At 56.2% G+C, this 15,739-nt stretch carries 17 protein-coding genes; 7 read left to right on the top strand and 10 right to left on the bottom strand.

The genetic code is table 11. The features are described from left to right. Window positions 1-234: 234 nt before the first annotated feature. Entirely contained in the window at window positions 235-927 is a 693-nt protein-coding gene (locus tag METFOR_RS05370) for a hypothetical protein (RefSeq protein ID WP_015285090.1), read from the bottom strand. Between the two features lie 143 nt (window positions 928-1,070). Between METFOR_RS05370 and METFOR_RS05365 the strand changes: the two genes are divergently transcribed. Both METFOR_RS05365 and METFOR_RS05360 read left to right on the top strand, forming a co-directional pair. Further along, window positions 1,071-1,544, top strand: coding sequence for an Hsp20/alpha crystallin family protein (locus METFOR_RS05365; RefSeq protein WP_015285089.1), 474 nt, complete (start codon window positions 1,071-1,073; stop codon window positions 1,542-1,544). An 87-nt stretch (window positions 1,545-1,631) separates the two neighbouring features. Beyond that, window positions 1,632-2,417, top strand: coding sequence for a CBS domain-containing ParB/RepB/Spo0J family partition protein (locus tag METFOR_RS05360; RefSeq protein ID WP_015285088.1), 786 nt, complete (start codon window positions 1,632-1,634; stop codon window positions 2,415-2,417). A gap of 89 nt (window positions 2,418-2,506) precedes the next feature. Here METFOR_RS05360 and METFOR_RS05355 read toward each other — a convergent pair whose 3' ends face one another. Next, on the bottom strand, window positions 2,507-3,670 hold the full coding sequence (locus METFOR_RS05355; RefSeq protein ID WP_015285087.1) for a sugar phosphate nucleotidyltransferase: 1,164 nt from the start codon (window positions 3,668-3,670) through the stop codon (window positions 2,507-2,509). Window positions 3,671-3,795: 125 nt separating this feature from the next. Here METFOR_RS05355 and METFOR_RS05350 point away from each other — a divergent pair, with 125 nt between their 5' ends. Then, a complete protein-coding gene (locus tag METFOR_RS05350) occupies window positions 3,796-4,062 on the top strand; it encodes a hypothetical protein (RefSeq protein ID WP_015285086.1) in 267 nt (88 codons plus the stop codon). Here METFOR_RS05350 and METFOR_RS05345 read toward each other — a convergent pair. Beyond that, entirely contained in the window at window positions 4,055-5,515 is a 1,461-nt protein-coding gene (locus METFOR_RS05345; protein ID WP_048110830.1) for a cobyric acid synthase, read from the bottom strand. The genes METFOR_RS05350 and METFOR_RS05345 overlap by 8 nt on opposite strands. Window positions 5,516-5,706: 191 nt before the next feature. Between METFOR_RS05345 and yciH the strand changes: the two genes are divergently transcribed. Next, a complete protein-coding gene (gene yciH / locus METFOR_RS05340) occupies window positions 5,707-6,012 on the top strand; it encodes a stress response translation initiation inhibitor YciH (protein WP_015285084.1) in 306 nt (101 codons plus the stop codon). Window positions 6,013-6,093: 81 nt separating this feature from the next. On the opposite strand, the gene METFOR_RS05335 is transcribed toward yciH, so the two are convergent. From METFOR_RS05335 to METFOR_RS05315, 5 genes are all read right to left on the bottom strand, one after another. Then, complete coding sequence (locus tag METFOR_RS05335) at window positions 6,094-7,128, bottom strand: type II secretion system F family protein (protein WP_052310763.1); 1,035 nt, start codon at window positions 7,126-7,128, stop codon at window positions 6,094-6,096. A gap of 2 nt (window positions 7,129-7,130) precedes the next feature. Next, window positions 7,131-8,054 (bottom strand): type II secretion system F family protein, encoded by a 924-nt coding sequence (locus METFOR_RS05330; protein ID WP_048110829.1) that lies wholly within the window; start codon window positions 8,052-8,054, stop codon window positions 7,131-7,133. After that, window positions 8,047-10,356, bottom strand: coding sequence for a type II/IV secretion system ATPase subunit (locus tag METFOR_RS05325; RefSeq protein ID WP_015285083.1), 2,310 nt, complete (start codon window positions 10,354-10,356; stop codon window positions 8,047-8,049). The genes METFOR_RS05330 and METFOR_RS05325 overlap by 8 nt, the downstream gene beginning before the upstream one ends. Window positions 10,357-10,505: 149 nt before the next feature. After that, window positions 10,506-10,907, bottom strand: coding sequence for a roadblock/LC7 domain-containing protein (locus tag METFOR_RS05320; RefSeq protein ID WP_158491354.1), 402 nt, complete (start codon window positions 10,905-10,907; stop codon window positions 10,506-10,508). A 50-nt stretch (window positions 10,908-10,957) separates the two neighbouring features. Next, entirely contained in the window at window positions 10,958-11,305 is a 348-nt protein-coding gene (locus METFOR_RS05315; RefSeq protein WP_015285081.1) for a roadblock/LC7 domain-containing protein, read from the bottom strand. Between the two features lie 262 nt (window positions 11,306-11,567). Between METFOR_RS05315 and METFOR_RS05310 the strand changes: the two genes are divergently transcribed. The 3 genes from METFOR_RS05310 (at window position 11,568) to minD (ending at window position 13,721) form a co-directional block, all read left to right on the top strand. After that, complete coding sequence (locus METFOR_RS05310; RefSeq protein ID WP_015285080.1) at window positions 11,568-12,254, top strand: flagellar biosynthesis protein FlhF; 687 nt, start codon at window positions 11,568-11,570, stop codon at window positions 12,252-12,254. A gap of 83 nt (window positions 12,255-12,337) precedes the next feature. Beyond that, window positions 12,338-12,853 carry a hypothetical protein gene (locus tag METFOR_RS05305; protein WP_015285079.1) on the top strand — a complete coding sequence of 172 codons (516 nt, stop codon included), beginning with the start codon at window positions 12,338-12,340 and terminating at the stop codon, window positions 12,851-12,853. Between the two features lie 70 nt (window positions 12,854-12,923). Next, window positions 12,924-13,721 (top strand): cell division ATPase MinD, encoded by a 798-nt coding sequence (minD, locus tag METFOR_RS05300; RefSeq protein WP_015285078.1) that lies wholly within the window; start codon window positions 12,924-12,926, stop codon window positions 13,719-13,721. Between the two features lie 36 nt (window positions 13,722-13,757). On the opposite strand, the gene METFOR_RS05295 is transcribed toward minD, so the two are convergent. Together METFOR_RS05295 and METFOR_RS05290 are read right to left on the bottom strand one after the other, a co-directional pair. Continuing rightward, entirely contained in the window at window positions 13,758-14,558 is an 801-nt protein-coding gene (locus METFOR_RS05295; protein ID WP_015285077.1) for a response regulator, read from the bottom strand. A 52-nt stretch (window positions 14,559-14,610) separates the two neighbouring features. Next, the gene (locus METFOR_RS05290; RefSeq protein ID WP_015285076.1) at window positions 14,611-15,717 is read right to left on the bottom strand and encodes a V4R domain-containing protein; all 1,107 of its coding nucleotides are present in this window, start codon (window positions 15,715-15,717) and stop codon (window positions 14,611-14,613) included. Between the last annotated feature and the right edge of the window lie 22 nt (window positions 15,718-15,739).

Raw genomic sequence — 15,739 nt, 5'->3', positions numbered from 1 at the left:
TTCCATCGCTACAAGGGGATGGTTCCACTGCCTGGGATCCCCTAGGGACTGCTTTTGTTTTTTGATTTTATAGCATTCAGGGAGGTTTCCAATCCCTTCTATCCCTTGAGGGAATTGCCGGAGAAGTATTTCCATTATCCTGATGCATCCCTCCGCCATAGAAAAACGCGCCTGCTCACTCTGCAAATGCCGCATGCACGATAGCGGGAACTAACCGCTAAAAAAGGGAGATATTTACTGGTGGGAGAACTGGACTACGGTGATATCGGCGGACGGGTAGCCGAAATCCACGACAACCCCGGCATCGGAGACCCGGACAACCTGGGCGAGCCGGACGTACGAGACTACTGAAGTGTTTCCTGCCATTGACTCAGGGTTTTCCGATACGCCAAGGAGCAGCGAGTCACCGGCTTCCAGGGACTTTATGTCGATCTGGGTTTTCTCCAAGTCTTCAGGGGAAAGGAGCGTGGTCATGGTGCCGGACGTTGGTAAAATGACCTTCTTCTTCTCATTGGCCTTCATACCGACAACCGCATTGCTGATGGCAGCATACTCGGGGTTGTACAGGGCGAACTCCTGGTAACTCCCGCCATTCATGGGGGAGTACACCAGTATCGGGAAGAGAGCCTGACGGTAGGACTGGTTGGCGGTCAGGGTGAGCCGCTGTGCAAAGAGGAGCGAGGCCCCCTTGGCTACCTGTTCCTTGTATACCTGCTGGTCTGTTGTCAGGAACGGCCTCCCGGTGGAGTCATAGATGGTGTAATCGACCTGTACCGCATCCCCTGCTTTGACCGGCGCAATACCGGAGATCCAGTTCATTCCCAGGGTGGAGACCACCATGACAACGACAAAAAGTATGGCAACCGCGACATAGAGCATCTTCTTCCAGGTCTTCACGGTTGCCTCTTTCCGTTTCTTTTCTCCCATAAAACTAATCCTCCTTACTACATCGCAACTGCACAGTATAAACTATTCCGAACCGGTTGGAATGACAGCAATATTTATTAATGATAAATAATAACTTTGAGTTATCCCCAAACCAGAAGCAGGGGAACAAAGGAGGCATGACCATGGTATGGAGAAGGTATCCAATCGACTCCATCTGGCATGAGATGGACGAGATGCGGGAGGAAATTGACAGCCTGTTCCGTCAGATGTCTGAAAGAGGCAGGCTCCTTCCCGCAGGAGGGATGAGCGACCGGATGCTTCCCGCGATCCGCGGGGAGTTCCGCGTAGACGTCCGCGAACATGACAATGACGTGATCGTTGTCGCAGACCTCCCGGGTGTTGACAAGGAAGCCGTATCGCTGCAGCTGGTTAATCCCCGGGCAATTGAGATCTCCTGCGAGAGGAGCGATGAGCGCGAGGAGAAAGGCAAGGGTTTCTACATGCGGGAGCGGATGTCCGGCTCGATGAGAAGGATTGTCGCGCTGCCGACGGACGTAACGGACAAGGACGCACGGGCGAGTTTCCGGAACGGCGTACTTGAGGTGACCTTAAAAAAGACAAAAGATGCAAAGAAATCCCGGATCGCAATCGAATGAACATACAAAGAAAGGAACATCACCCCTCTCATTCTTTGCCCTTTTTTACCGATGTGTTAAAATGCCGGGCGCTGTAAAGCTGTAGTGATGGACAAGAAAAAGGTCAGGGACTACATGACCTACGACGTCATCAGCGTGGACTCAAAAGGGGCCGCACAAGACGTCATCGATAAGATCCAGAAGACGAACCATGACGGTTTTCCGGTTGTTGACGGTACCCGGGTCATCGGGTATATATCAGCCCGAGACCTTTTGTTTACCCAGGCAGATACACCCGTTGAGCAGGTTATGTCCAAGAACCTCATTGTCGCCGACCCGGATATGGATATCAACGATGCTGCCCGGGTCATCTTCCGCAGTGGGATCCAGAAACTTCCTGTTGTAGATGAGAGGAATAACCTGCTTGGGATCATCTCCAACTCCGATGTGATCCGCTCCCAGATCGAGCATGTCTCCCCGGAAAAAGTCTTCAATTTTATGTCCACGCTCAAGAAGCTTTACAACGTGGATCCGACGCTTGACCGCGGGACACTCCCGGTCAAGGACCTCCTGCCTACCCAGTCCAAGGTGTATGAGGACGAACTGGAAGGTCGGATGTACGAGATCCGTAAGGGGCTTGCCGAACCTATCATCGTGGTCCGCCGTCCGGGCAGGACAATCCTCGTTGACGGTCACCACCGGGCTGTTGCCGCGAAGAAACTCGGGATAACCGCCCTCGATTCATATATCATCGATATCAAAGACGATATCGAGCTTGGTCTCGAACGCACCGCACAGGCCATGAACCTGAAGACTCTTGACGATGTACAGGTGCTCGACTATGCACGGCACCCGCTTGTCGCAATCACGCACCGCATGGTTAAACGTGACTGAAATCACGTTTCACCACTCACAGGTCTGATGACCTGTTCATTTGTGAAGAAAGACTGGTATCGAAAAATCGAATAAGAAATTTATTGATATTACGACCCATTGCACCGCAAGTCGTATTTCTCGTTGAGCACGTGCTCTTTTACAACCGTTCCTTCGGGCACAACAACCTCGGGCCAGAGGCGGGTCTTGGAGTGCACGATGACCTTATTCCGGAGGACGACCCGGGGGCCGATCACGGTATCGTTCTCGATGCTGCAGTGATCTCCGATATGCGTATCATTGTCCATGATACTGCCGGAGACCGTGCTGTTTGCACCCACGATGACCCGATTATAGAGTGATGACGAGAAGATCTTGGCGTTGTTCCGGATAATGCACTTCTCGCCGATCGTGGTATACGGCCCGATCAGGACATTATCACCAATCGTCGTCCCCGTACCGATGGCCACCGGGCCGATCACCCGGGTGTTCTTTCCAAGCGTGATGGACCCGCCGAGGTGGACGGGGCCCTGCACCTGTGCCCCGTGCATGGAGAGGTCGCCGATGATATCAGTGAAGTCGATACCCTGGAGCTTCCAGCGCTCTGCATGCCGAAGGGAGTGCGGGCTCCCGACATCGGTCCAGTTCCCCCGTGCCAGCCACCCCTTTAGGGATTTGTTCTCTTCCATCAGCCGGGGAAAGAGGTCCCGGGCAAAGTCGTACTTGACACCCGCGGGGATGTAATCAAAGATCTCGGGGCTGCAGACATACATACCGGTGCTCGCGAGGTTGCTGAAGATTTCTCCCGGCCCGGGCTTCTCCTTGAAGCGCTTTATCTCGTAGCTGGCATCGATCTCCGCAATACCGTACTCCCCCGGGTCATCGATGGAGATGAGCCCGATGCTCACCGTTGCCTTCTCTTTCTGGTGGGCCCGGTAGAACTCGAGCACGTTCAAATCCGTGACATGGTCGCCGCCAACAATGAGGAAGTCCTGACCATTAAGATATTCCTGGGCGTTTTTGACGCTGCCGGCAGTCCCAAGCTTGGTCTTCTCGTGGACGTACGTGATCTCGGCACCGAAAAGCGACCCATCACCCAGAGCCTCCTCGATCGCCTCCCCCATGTACCCGAGGGTCAGGACCACTTCACGAAAACCCAGGTTTGTCAGGTGTGCAACAAGGTGCTGGATGGAGGGGCGGTTGACGATGGGGATACAGGGCTTCGGCCGTTCGAATGTGAGAGGGCGAAGACGGGTGCCTTCCCCTCCGCACATGATACACACCTTCATGGTACAACAGGTTTCGTTCCGGAATGGTTTAAGGCTGATGCTTTCCTGTTCCGTTCTCCATTTTTATATGCCATGGCGGGGAATAGATTGTAAACACTGACGGTGTATCCATGGCTGATGAAGAGTACCGGTTGTTACCGGCAACAAAAGGGAGGGTCCAGTGCCTTCCGGAAAAGAAGCAACCGCTGGAGAACTGCGGGTTCTGCATCCACTGCCGCGAGTTCCGGGTGGGCAACACATTCGTCAAATCGCCATCGCTGGCGTACTGCATGAAGTGCCGGGTCACCGAACAGGTGGATTACACCAAAGCCGATGCCGTGAGATGCGCTGACCGCAAGGGTGAGGGATTCCACAGCATCACGAATATTATCAGCTGAAATCCCCTCTGGAGCACCCAAGGAGCGCCACAATCCGCTCCATGTCCACATGCTGCTCGAAGTGGTCCGCGAGTGCATCGTACGGGTCGCCTGCCGATTCCGGGATCGGTTCAAACGGTATCCCTCTCTTTTCGTGCAGGAATGAAAGCAGGGCGTTTGCCGCAGACGGGTTCTGGAAGAGCCCGTGCATGTAGGTGCCAAAGACCAGCCCGTCATCGCTCACCCTCCCGTCACCCCCGAATGCTTCCTGGCTGCTGCCGGATTTCGTAACCCCCATGTGGATCTCGTACCCTGTCACGGTCCCCATGGCCGAAAGGATGGGAGGAACGGAATGTGCCGTGCGGGTCACCTGCGTCGTGTTCTTGTCATACGAGGTGAAGTGCGTGATGCAGTCAAGAAGTCCGAGACCATCATAGGTCCCGGCTGCTGACTCGAACCCGGCATCGACCAGGTGCGTGCCAAGCATCTGGTATCCGCCGCAGATCCCAATGATGGGGACTCCCTGTTCACGAACCCGGTATAATTCCTTGTCCATTCCCGCGGCTTTCAGCGAACGGAGGTCCTCGATGGTATTCTTTGTCCCCGGGACGATCACACAGTCAAACCCAACCAGGGATCTCCCCGGATCCACATACTCCACAGAGGAATACTGTTCCAGCAGCTCGAAGTCCGTGAAGTTTGCGATCCTCGGCAGGCGGATGACCGCGATCCGGACACCATTCCGCATCACCTTCTTGTCGCCTATCGAGAGCGAGTCTTCGCTTGGCAGGTGAAGGGAGATGTACGGGACAACGCCCAGCACCGGCACCCTGCAGAGTTCCTCGATCTTCCGGATCCCCGGCTCGAATATCGATGAATCCCCGCGAAACTTGTTGATGATCACCCCTTTTACCAGTGGCCTGACCGTATCCGGAAGGAGCTGGATCGTCCCATAGACCTGGGCAAACACGCCTCCGCGCTCAATGTCGGCGACGAGGATGACGGGGATGCGGAGCCGCTCGGCAAGGAGCGTATTGGCAATGTCCCGGTTATAGAGGTTCACTTCGGCTGCCCCACCGGCTCCCTCGACCACCACCTCACCATACTCCTCTTTCAGGCGTTTATAGGAAGAGACCGCCTCTTCCAGCAGCTGTGGCGTCTCGCGGTAATAATCAGTTATCGGGACATCCTTGTATGGCCGGCCATGAAGAACCACCTGGGAGATACAGTCACCTTTGGGTTTTAAGAGCACCGGGTTCATGTCGGTGTGGGGGGTCACCCGTGCAGCAAACGCCTGCATGGCCTGGGCCATCCCGATCTCGCCGCCCAAAGGGGTCACATAGGAGTTCAGGCTCATGTTCTGTGACTTGAACGGGGCAACCGTTATCCCCCGCCGGACAAGGCAGCGGCAGATAGCGGCCACCGTGACGCTCTTTCCTACGTGGGACGCTGTACCCACCACAAACAGCGACATGCTCTCGTATAATGTCTGCAGGGATCTTAATAACAGGTGCTCATCGTTCCTGCGGGTCCGGAACAGGGAGGGAAGCCGCAGCCAAAAAAAGCCAGATCCTTGCTGACTCGTGATGTTGGGTAGCATATTGGACGTTTTTGCCCTGATAAATGCCAAATAATAAATAAAGAGAAACGTAAAAATACTGACTAATGATTGGTGGGATTTGCCCGACGTGTGGTCTACCTAAGGAATTATGTATTTGTGAGGAGGTAGCAAAAGAACAGCAGAGGATCAATGTCAAAGTCAACAAACGCCGGTACGGGAAAGAAGTGACCGTCATTGAAGGACTTGATCCGACGGATATCGATCTCGAAGACCTTTCAAAGTTCCTGAAAGGGAAACTTGCCTGTGGCGGGACCGTCAAGGGCAACTCCATTGAGTTGCAGGGCAACCACCGGGACAGGGTCAAGGAACTCCTCTCCCTCAAGGGTTTCAACTTGGAAAATATCTCTTGATTCTCTTTTTTCATTTTTTTCAATGCAACAAGACAAGAACCAAAAGAGCGGACAACATCTTCTGCCGGAGCAAAAAAAAGATCAGATAAAGAACCTGAACGTGACCCACGCGATCAGGAGCATGATGGCCGAGTACTTCAGGCCGCCGATGATCCGGCCCTCGCCCATCTGGCCGGCAACAAGGCCCGAGAAAAATCCCTGCATCATTGCCGCATGGGAGAAGAGGCGCTTGTATACGAAGATATCGATCTTTGCCCCAAACCCGGAAGCCCCGGATTCCGCGGCGGTTGCCCCGGCCGTTGCCATGGTCGAGAGGAACGAGGACACAAGGATCGCGATGACAAAGAGGAAGACGGCAAATGCCACGAGAACGATGATGACATAGATCATCATGTTGTTGGCACGCTCCTGCTGGAGGTTCACCACCTCGAACGTATCCTTTGCGGCAGCCCTTAACACCTCGCTGACATCCCCGCCGGCCTTGCTCGCCTTTGCGATCAGATCCACGCTCCGGTCGGCAAGCCCCGTTCCCAACCCTTTGCCGAACCGGTACAGGGCTTCAACGAACCCGACTCCCCACGACATCTCGTTGTCCAGTTTCCGGATATGTGGCGTGAGGGTGCCATACTCCGAAGCGGCCACCAGGTGGACGGCGTTTGGCAGCGTCATACCGGAATCGTTCATGCCGGCAAGGTCGCGGAAGAAGTTCGGCAGGGCGTTTTCCAGGTTCTTCACCCGCATCTGTTCCTTTAAGTCGAGGAGTGCGACGGGCACGATCGCGATCAGGACCGCAAACATCAGGAAGTCGTCAACCGAGGTGGCGGTAAAGAGTACATTCATCCCGTAGTTCTGCACCATGAAGATGAACCCGCCGAAGAAGACCAAGAGCGAAACGGGGATGCAGACAATGAGGATGTTCTCCGGCCTCTCTGTCAGTACCTGGAGGGGGTGCTTGAGGAATTTACCCAGCCCGGTGCGGCTCTGCCGCTCCTTCTCGAGCCGTACCGCGATCTGGCTGAGCTGCTCCTCTTCGATGGCGTTCAGGTCTGCACTTCCCGGTGACGGGCGATCTTTTGCCCTGCCGGGCATCTTTTCGAACATCTCCCTGATATCCATGGTCAGGTCTCCGGTGTCATTGTGCTGATCATGACGACAAATGCCAGGCTGCCAAACGGTATCATGATATAGACAATGGCATAGAGGAACATCGGCCTGTTGTCACCCGATAGTACGGACATAATGGACTGGAGGATGATCAAAAAGAGTGTCCCTGCAACCATTGCGGTGACGTACGACTCGGCGATCAATGCCAGGAAATCGAGGAACTGCTTCTGGGTCTGCCGGTTCTCAAGGGCGTACTGGTCCGCCTTGGTCCGGAAATAATCTGTCAGGTTCCCCCCGCTCGATATGCTCGCCATCGCGCCCTGCAGGAACTCCTTCATGCGCTTGCTGGGCGTGCTTGCCGATACGAGGCGCAGGGCATCGATTAAGTCTCTCCCGAAGATATCGATCTCCCGGGCAACATACCGGGCTTCGACCGAACTCTCGCCATAGATGGGGCTGTCCCCGAGCAGCCGGAAGACTTCGGCCGGGGTGATGCCTGCTGTCGACATTGACGTCACGTAGTTGATCGCGTACGGGAGGCTCGCATCGATCTTGCGCTGCCGGTTGCCCGCTTCGATGCCGGGGTACATCAGGAATGCCGCAAACGTGAGGCCGCCAAAGACCAGAAGCGAGAAGATGGTGATGACAATGGTCCCGATGACAAGGCTGTGTTGCGAGAGGACGAGGACAAAACCCGGGACTGCGCCCTTGTACTGGATCAGGTTCGGAAGCCGCAGGAGCCAGGTGATGAGGCCGATGACGGCCGCCATGCAGAACCCGACGAGAATGGCACTGATAACAGCGGTGGAGAGATAGACCTCGAACGGTGTCTTGAACCGGGCCGAGATCAGGTCGTTTTTCAGCTGGGCATAGTCGTTCCGCTTGGCCTTCATCCGGTTGCCGATGAGGTTGAAGCAGAACCGCTCGTAACTATTCATAGAGGTCCTTCCTCACTTTCTCAATAACGGTCTCCGGGTCGCGGTGGTAAGAGATGAGGGTCTTTGCCACATCCCTATAGTGGCGGATCTTCTTGATGCGCATCCATTCGAGAACTTCCTGCCTCCGCTTGAGCTCTTCCCGCATCCTCCCCTCATCCCAGCCCTTCGCCTCCATGATCTCTTCAAGCAGGTAGGACTTGCCGGAGTAGGTATGCTCGTCTGTCGCCGACCGCCACTTGAAGACCTCGTTTGTGATCAGCTCGTTTGTCCGCGGGTCGATGTCGAGAATCTCAACGATCTGCTTGTTCCGCCGGATACGTTTGCCGCCGACCCGGGCCTGGACCTGCACGCAGATAAAGTCCAGTGCCGAGAGCATGTTCCGCGGCACGTCCATGGGCGGGTTCTCGATACGGTGCACAACGCTCGCCACCGAGTCCGCGTGGGTGGTGGAGTAGGTGACATGGCCCGTGCTCATGGCCTGGAAGAGAGTCTGGCATTCCTTGCCACGGACTTCTCCCACGATGATGTACTCGGGCCGCTGCCGCATGGCCGCACGGAGGAGCTCGTACATGTTGATCTCCCCCCGTCCTGCCGTGTCGAAGGAGTCGCGGGTCACGCTCGGGATCCAGTTCGGGTGCGGGAGTTTCACTTCGCGGGTATCCTCGAGCGAGACGATCTTGGCCATGGGGGGGATGAAGAGCGAGATGGCGTTCAGGGCCGTGGTCTTCCCGGATGCTGTCCCTCCGGCAAAGATGGCCGACTTCCCGTTCTCCACGGCAAGCCAGATGTACGCAATCGAGAGCGGGGCAAAGGTGTGCCACTCGATCAGGTCTGTCGGCGTGATCGGTTCGTCCTTGAACTTACGGATGGTGAACGTGGAACCGTGGGCAGTCACTTCCGTCCCGAGGGTCATCTGGATACGGGAACCGTCCTGCATGGTGGCGTCGAGGATCGGTTCTGCTATGGAGATGTACTTCCCGGCACGCTGTGCAAGTTTTGTGACGAACGAGTCCAGGTCCTCGGCAGTGTGGTAGGCCAGCGTGGTCTTCATCGATTCGTAGCTGGAATGGAACGCGAAGATCGGGGTGTGCACACCGTCGCACGAGATATCCTCGATGTACTTGTCGTGCATGACCGGGTCGATGAGGCCGTCGCCGAGGAAATCCTTGTGCATGTTGTAGTGCAGCTTCTCTTTCTGCACGGGGGTGAGCCGTATGCCGTAGTCCTGGAGGACATCGTTTGTCGCCTCCCGAAGTTTCAAGCGGGCCTCGTCGCGGGTGATGTCCTTGGTGTTGATGTCAAGGGTCTCAAACAGGCGTTCCTTGACTTCCTTTAAGAGATCATTCTCCTGTTCTGCTAATACAGGCTCAATGACGTTATAGGTATATTCGTGGGTAGCATGGTCGTAGATGATCCGGACGTACGCATACGGTTCGTTGACCGGGTAGAGCTCGATCTCCTCGATACCGGGGCGGGGCGTGAAGAAGAGATCCACGAGCGGGCCGTGTTTTTTGGCATCGTACTCTTCCTCCTCGGTACGGATAGCGGCAAAGAGACCCGCGATGCTGAACTTCTTTGCTGCCGGCGGGGCCTTTGTCTCTCCGGCAGCAACAACATCCCCGAGATCCAGGTCCTTGAACCCGGCCTTGAAGAGTTCCTTCTTCCAGATCTCGTCAAATTCATCCGGAAGGCTGCCGATCGACTGCCCATCATAGGCGCTGACGCGGCTGTGGAGCTTGAGCTCTTCGACCTCGAATGTTGCGCTCTTCGGGAGGATCAGGCCGGAGAGGTCGGTGATCTGGTCCACGGAGATGATCTTCTCTTCGGCATCTGTTCCCGCCTCTTTTGGGGGCTGCGGGGCAGGATCTGCGGTAACCGTGGGCTTTGGCTTCTTCTTCCAAAGTGATCCCCGCGGATCCTCGTCGATAATCTCGACTGCCGTTTCTGCGGCGGAAGTGACTTCTTCAGCGGCGGTGGCGGGCGGCTCCTCTGCTTCCAGCAGGTCGTCAAGGGTTACTATCGCGGGTGCCTGCTGGTCCTCCTGCGGTTCTGCCGGGGGGGCCGGGGATGGTGAGGATGCCGGGCCGGGATCCTTCTCGCGCGTCTCCCCCATTCCCAGCTTCTTCATGAGGAGGGAGAAATCGCCACCGGAGGTGGCGGGTGGTTCGGCAGGTGTGCCGGCCGGACTTTTCGTTGCCTCGCCTTCCTTCCCTCCCGCAGGAGGGGCCTCCTTTTTCATGGTCCCGATCCTGGTGAGCAGCCCCTCGACATCATCAAGAGGTTCGCCATCTTTGTCAGCCATAGCGGATCTCCATCTCAGCGTTTCCTATACAACTCCGCTGCCCCGTCAGCGCCACCCTGGTACAAGATACTCTGCACCCGGCTCTATGTATACTCTCTGCAAAGGAGAGGCACACCACCGGAAGGTGCATATCCTCTTGACAAATGTTTTCAGGAGGATGAATGATCCCGCCCCCCGAAAACATCCAATTCCTTCTGGATACCCCGTAGCAGTACCCGGATCAGCCCGAGCTGCGCATCCGATCGGGTAAGAACGCAGAGCGAGAGGTCCCCACACGGGGCGATGATGCACTTGTTCTGGGAGGTTTCAAGGATTAGCTGGTCGACGTTGCCAATTCCCAGCTCGCAGGAGACCTTTGCCCCTGCCCTCATAAAGTCCTCGGCAAGTGCTGCAACGTGCTCGAAATCCTCATCACCGACCGACTGCACCGGAAAACCTTCGAAGAACGCTGACACGGCAATCACGCCGGGTTGGTTCCGGATCTTCAGGAGCTGTACTTGATCAGGCAGCCGGAGACCGCGTCCGGCCCCTTCATCGCGTGGACTCTTCATGATCTCCCGGTCGGTTCCTGCAGGAAATTCCATAAAAAATGTGTGAATTTTCAGAGTGCTGCAACAATGCGTTCCTTGTTCTTCTTCAGTTCGTACCGGATCCTGCCGATATTGGCCGTGGTGTCAGCGACAAGGGCGATGAGTTCATCGGGGGAGAGTGGGGAGATGAGGATCGGCCCCTTCTCACACTCGACAAGCATCTGGGAGAGTTCCCCCTTGCCGAGGGTATTCCCCATTGCCTCCGATGTGCCAAGACCCGTTGAGGCCATGGCCCCCAAAGCCTCAATATCTACCTTTCCCGAGACCGCGCTCTCGATAACAAAACCGTCCCGTCCCACTACAACTGCCGCTGATACGCCCTCAACCTTTAAAAATTCCTCCAGCAATGGCTTCAGCATGGTTCACCAGATATAAATGAATCTTTCTTGCTCTTTTTCTATTAAAATATTGGCCTTTTGCGATCGCTGAATCAAACGGCTGGATGGGTAAAATACACCAGATTTCAGGCCAGTTCGTTCATGACCGGGGACATTTTGCATCCATAACGCCTCCATTTTATTAAAACCGGAGGATACCGGGATTATTTCCGGTAATCTTGCGATACCTCATCCAGACGCCCAAAAAGAAACTATATAGCGGGATATCTCGTACCACTACTCAATGCAGCTCCCGAGAGGCACGTTCCGGGAAATCCGGAAGAAGGTCGTCCTGCAGGACCTCCTTGCCGAATTCGAAGATACCCGGTTTACCGGCACCTGTGGCATTGTTGCCGGGCCGGCAACCGGTTCTTTTGTTTTCCGGAACGGGGCGTGTATCCTTGCCAAGTTCCACGGGCAGGCCGGCGATGCTGCAATATGGGAGATGCAACAGTCTGCACGGGATGCCGTGGATGTTATTATTTCGACACTGGACGAGACGCAGGTCAGGCTCGCCCTGGAATTCAACCCGTCATGCATTGTCCTGACCGAGCCGGCTCCGGATACCGGCCGCAGCCAGTCTGCCCGCGGTACCGCTCCGGCCCGCACCATCCCTCCTGTGCGCTCTGCCGCTCCCACTGCACCTGCATCATCCCGGTCCGGCGGGCGTGTCCTGATCACGAGGGGTGTGCCGGTACCTAAGCAGGATAGCGGGCATACGCAGGATGCTCCCCGTGTCGCAGCCCACCTGCCCCCAAAAACACCCGAAACGAGAATATCTATTGCGGATACAACTGCAGAGCATGAAGACCTTGAGAGCGAGATCGATGCCCTGGACTCCATGGACCTCGACCTTGTCACTTCAAGGATCCGGAGCGAGTGCAAGACGCTCGTGAAACATCTCGACCTCGACCACCTGCTCGAACGCTGAACCAACGGAGTTGATCCCCCATTACCCCTGCCTTTCCCGCACCGGATTTCCTTCTTTATCTCGGAGCCGGTATCATCATCATTGTGATCATCGTGACCATCGTGTACCTCTGGTCCAGGTCCCGGGCAGGCAGGACACCTGCGACCGGGAAGGAGGCCGCCCGTAGCAGGAGATTCGATTACCAGCCCGCGGCTCGGCCCGTGACACCCCGCATCCGGCCACCAGTCCCAAGGCAACCCCCGTCCCCCGCAACACCTCCCATGCCGGCGGCAGTAAGCGTGGTCGATGGCAGGACCGACATTACTGACAGCACCCGGGCGCTGGCAGAGAAGTACTCCCTTGCCGGGTTCACTCTTGCAACCACCGACGGCCTTGTCTTCTCCACGAGCGGGAACCCCACGGCAACGGAGGATGCTGCCCAGTATGGTGGAATAGTCCCGCCGGACGGGATACCGGAGGAAGGTGGCGTCACGCTCTTTTCCCTCACCCACCAGGGCACAAGCCTGACCGGCGTCATCCGTCCGGATCGTCCGCTGAAAAGAGACGTGATCCGTTCCATCAGGAAGGACACCCAAGAGATTTTAAACCGGTGGATATAACACGAATATAAGCGGAATCCGGTAAGATTTCCACAGATTACCGATCGTATCCAGTCACGTCAGGTTCCTTATGGTCAAGGTCTATACAATCGCTTCCGGCAAAGGCGGGACAGGAAAGACCACTGTATCCGTCAACCTCGGTACCATGCTCGCCCAGCTCGGGAAGGAGACCTGCCTGATGGACGCCGACATCGGGATGGCCAATGTCGGGCTCATCCTTGGCATGCAGGACGTTCCCGTGACCCTCCACGAGGTCCTTGCCGGGACCGCGGTGGTGAGTGATGCCACATACAGCGGCCCCGCCGGCTTAAAGGTCATCCCAAGCGGCATCTCCCTCCAGGGATTCCAGCAGGCTGACCCGGAGAAGATACGCGACGTTATGGGAGAACTGGTAAAAAAGTTCGAGTTCCTCTTAATCGATGCACCGGCCGGCATCAGCAGGGACGGTGTCGTCCCCCTGGCCGTGGCTGACGAAGTGATTCTGGTTGTCAACCCCGAGCTCTCCTCCATTGTCGATGCCCTCAAAACCAAGATCCTCACCGAGGTTGTCGGGGGGCATGTCCTCGGGTGCATCATCAACCGCGTCGACCAGGAGAAGACCGATGTCATCACGAAGAAGATGGAGAAAGTCCTTGGCGTCCCGGTGATCGGGATCATCCCCGAGGACTCCAATACCCGCCGGGCGTCCTCGGCAAAAGTCCCGATCGTCATCAAGTACCCGTCCTCCCCGGCATCGCTTGCCATCAAACGGATTGCCGCAGATCTTGCCGGGGTGGAAATGGCCGAGGAGAAAGCGTCCCCGGCTGCAAAGGAAGGGTTCGTTGACCGGTTCACCCGGGTGCTCTTCAAAAGAAAAGAAAAACAGTAACCGGGCCTAGTAATCAGATTGTATTCTTCGAGCGGATTACCGCGATCCCATCGGCTTGATGCGGATCTGCTCTGGCGGCTTCTCTTTTGCGTAAACGAAGACGCCGAGCATCTCGTGTTTGTCGTCCTTGACGGGGCGGACGGTTGCAATAACGCTTTTGAGCTCCCCGTGCTTTGTCAGGAGCAGCGTATTCGTCTCCCGCATGATGACCACCATCTGGCTGACAACCTCCGGCACCGGGTCGGGGATCTCCTTTCGTGACGACTCGTTCAGGAGCCGCATGGTGTCGCGCCAGTGGTGCATCAGGATATCGCCCGGAAGGAGGCCGAGGACCCGCAGGGTGTATGGATTGTAAAAGACGACCCGTCCAGTCAGGTCGAGGATCATGACAAGGTCATGCGCAGCAAGGATCGTCTTCGGGTTCCCTACGGGATACATGTCCAGGAACTTTTTCCGGATCCCATGGTTGTACAGCGCAAGCCCCACGTTCGAGATGAGTTCCTTATCCGTAAACGGTTTGAGGATGTAACCGAGCGGCTGGGCGCCCTTTGCGCGTTCGATCAGCGTATCGTCGCAGTGAGCTGTCAGGAAGACAACCGGTACCTGGAAGAGCTGGAAGATAAACCGCGCAGCCGTGACACCATCCATCTTCCCGGCAAGGGTGATGTCCATCAGTACAAGATCGGGCAGGAGTTCAGCCGCCATGATGATCGCTTCTTCGCCCGATGATGTCTCTCCGGCGATGACGTACTCCTTTCTCTGGAGCATGGTACTGATGAGGTTCCGGATGATCTCATCGTCCTCGACAATGAGGATCCGGGAGGCTTGCGGCGGCATAATGTGTCTGAGGTTTAATAGGTTTTTTGGGAGATGTTATTAAACAGGCGGATTAGGATCGGTTCGTGATGGAAAAGACGCAATGGTCGTCACCTTTAGACTTGCACCTGATCTCCTTTGCCTGTACCTTAATCCCAAACGCTCCCTCGATGATACCGGCAAGAAGGCCTGCCGTGCAGAAACAGACGTTTTTGCCGGTGGCGCCAAAGGATTCCGACTCCACGGTGTGGGAGAGGGTGATCGTCTTGGTCTTGCTCGCTTCGTCCCACTCTTCGCTGACAAGCCTGAACCAGCCCATCTGCGCATAAAAAGCAAAGGCCATGTCAGAGAGTGTCTTCGGGTTCGTGATCCCCATCTTCTTGTAGTGCTCTACGTTCTCCTTCCCCATGTCCATGTAAGCCCGGTAGTTCACCCCGTTTGCCGGCGCCTCCCCCATCGTCTTTTTGAGCGACTGTGTCATCGACGTGAAGATGAACCGGGGCATCATGACAACCGGTTCATCGATGAGCTGGATCGTTCCCTGCAGGGGCTTGTGATCGATGAACTCGGTGATAGCCGACTCACCCTTCACAACAGCCTCGGCCTTGAACTTCCAGCTGGGCTCCACCTGGTCGCAGACAAATTCGCAGTACGGGTTTCCTTGTGCATGGCAGCTCTTCTCCAGACAGAACCAGGTCTTGCCGGTCACGGCTTTGAGCACCCCCTCGATCCAGCCCTGGTGGATCCCGCAGACCGGCATGTTCCAGTCCTTTAAGACCTCGGACTCAAAGGTCTGTTTTGTCCGGAGCACGATCCGTTTCTCACCTGCCTCCACGAGCTCTAACGGTGCGCCCCATCCCTGCTGGTGCTGGAGAGTAAACACCAGCATCACAAACTGTGCCGTGGTAAGTTCCATGCCCTGTTTTTTCAGGAGACTGGCAAGGCCCACGGAGCCCTGGCCTACCGAACGGAAGAGTTTCCGGACCGCCTTGACCGCGAGTTTCCGGTTCAGGCTGGCCTCGTACATCTCGTAGATGGCCCGCACAAGATAATTGGGATTGCCGGCAGTCCGGACACCGAAAACCGAATAAATCCCGGCAGCGGGATCGAGCTCGACATACGGGGCGATCGTCTTCTCGCCCTTCATCAGCGCCTCGAAATCTTCACGCCCGATCTTCATGGTGATAGTGTTCGGTCACTAA

This window comes from Methanoregula formicica SMSP (assembly GCF_000327485.1).
Classification (GTDB): domain Archaea; phylum Halobacteriota; class Methanomicrobia; order Methanomicrobiales; family Methanospirillaceae; genus Methanoregula; species Methanoregula formicica.
Note: the sequence above shows the minus strand (reverse complement) of the source record. Positions and strands in the feature narration are given on the sequence as shown.

Coding starts and splice junctions, on each gene's coding strand:
- METFOR_RS05355 (WP_015285087.1), bottom strand. CDS start 3,670: ATGTGCGGAGGGGAAGGCACCCGTCTTCGCCCTCTCACATTCGAACGG.
- METFOR_RS05350 (WP_015285086.1), top strand. CDS start 3,796: ATGGCTGATGAAGAGTACCGGTTGTTACCGGCAACAAAAGGGAGGGTC.
- METFOR_RS05320 (WP_158491354.1), bottom strand. CDS start 10,907: ATGAAGAGTCCACGCGATGAAGGGGCCGGACGCGGTCTCCGGCTGCCT.
- METFOR_RS05370 (WP_015285090.1), bottom strand. CDS start 927: ATGGGAGAAAAGAAACGGAAAGAGGCAACCGTGAAGACCTGGAAGAAG.
- METFOR_RS05310 (WP_015285080.1), top strand. CDS start 11,568: ATGCAGCTCCCGAGAGGCACGTTCCGGGAAATCCGGAAGAAGGTCGTC.
- METFOR_RS05365 (WP_015285089.1), top strand. CDS start 1,071: ATGGTATGGAGAAGGTATCCAATCGACTCCATCTGGCATGAGATGGAC.
- minD (WP_015285078.1), top strand. CDS start 12,924: ATGGTCAAGGTCTATACAATCGCTTCCGGCAAAGGCGGGACAGGAAAG.
- METFOR_RS05360 (WP_015285088.1), top strand. CDS start 1,632: ATGGACAAGAAAAAGGTCAGGGACTACATGACCTACGACGTCATCAGC.
- METFOR_RS05325 (WP_015285083.1), bottom strand. CDS start 10,356: ATGGCTGACAAAGATGGCGAACCTCTTGATGATGTCGAGGGGCTGCTC.
- METFOR_RS05335 (WP_052310763.1), bottom strand. CDS start 7,128: ATGGATATCAGGGAGATGTTCGAAAAGATGCCCGGCAGGGCAAAAGAT.
- METFOR_RS05315 (WP_015285081.1), bottom strand. CDS start 11,305: ATGCTGAAGCCATTGCTGGAGGAATTTTTAAAGGTTGAGGGCGTATCA.
- yciH (WP_015285084.1), top strand. CDS start 5,707: ATGATTGGTGGGATTTGCCCGACGTGTGGTCTACCTAAGGAATTATGT.
- METFOR_RS05295 (WP_015285077.1), bottom strand. CDS start 14,558: ATGCCGCCGCAAGCCTCCCGGATCCTCATTGTCGAGGACGATGAGATC.
- METFOR_RS05330 (WP_048110829.1), bottom strand. CDS start 8,054: ATGAATAGTTACGAGCGGTTCTGCTTCAACCTCATCGGCAACCGGATG.
- METFOR_RS05290 (WP_015285076.1), bottom strand. CDS start 15,717: ATGAAGATCGGGCGTGAAGATTTCGAGGCGCTGATGAAGGGCGAGAAG.
- METFOR_RS05345 (WP_048110830.1), bottom strand. CDS start 5,515: ATGTCGCTGTTTGTGGTGGGTACAGCGTCCCACGTAGGAAAGAGCGTC.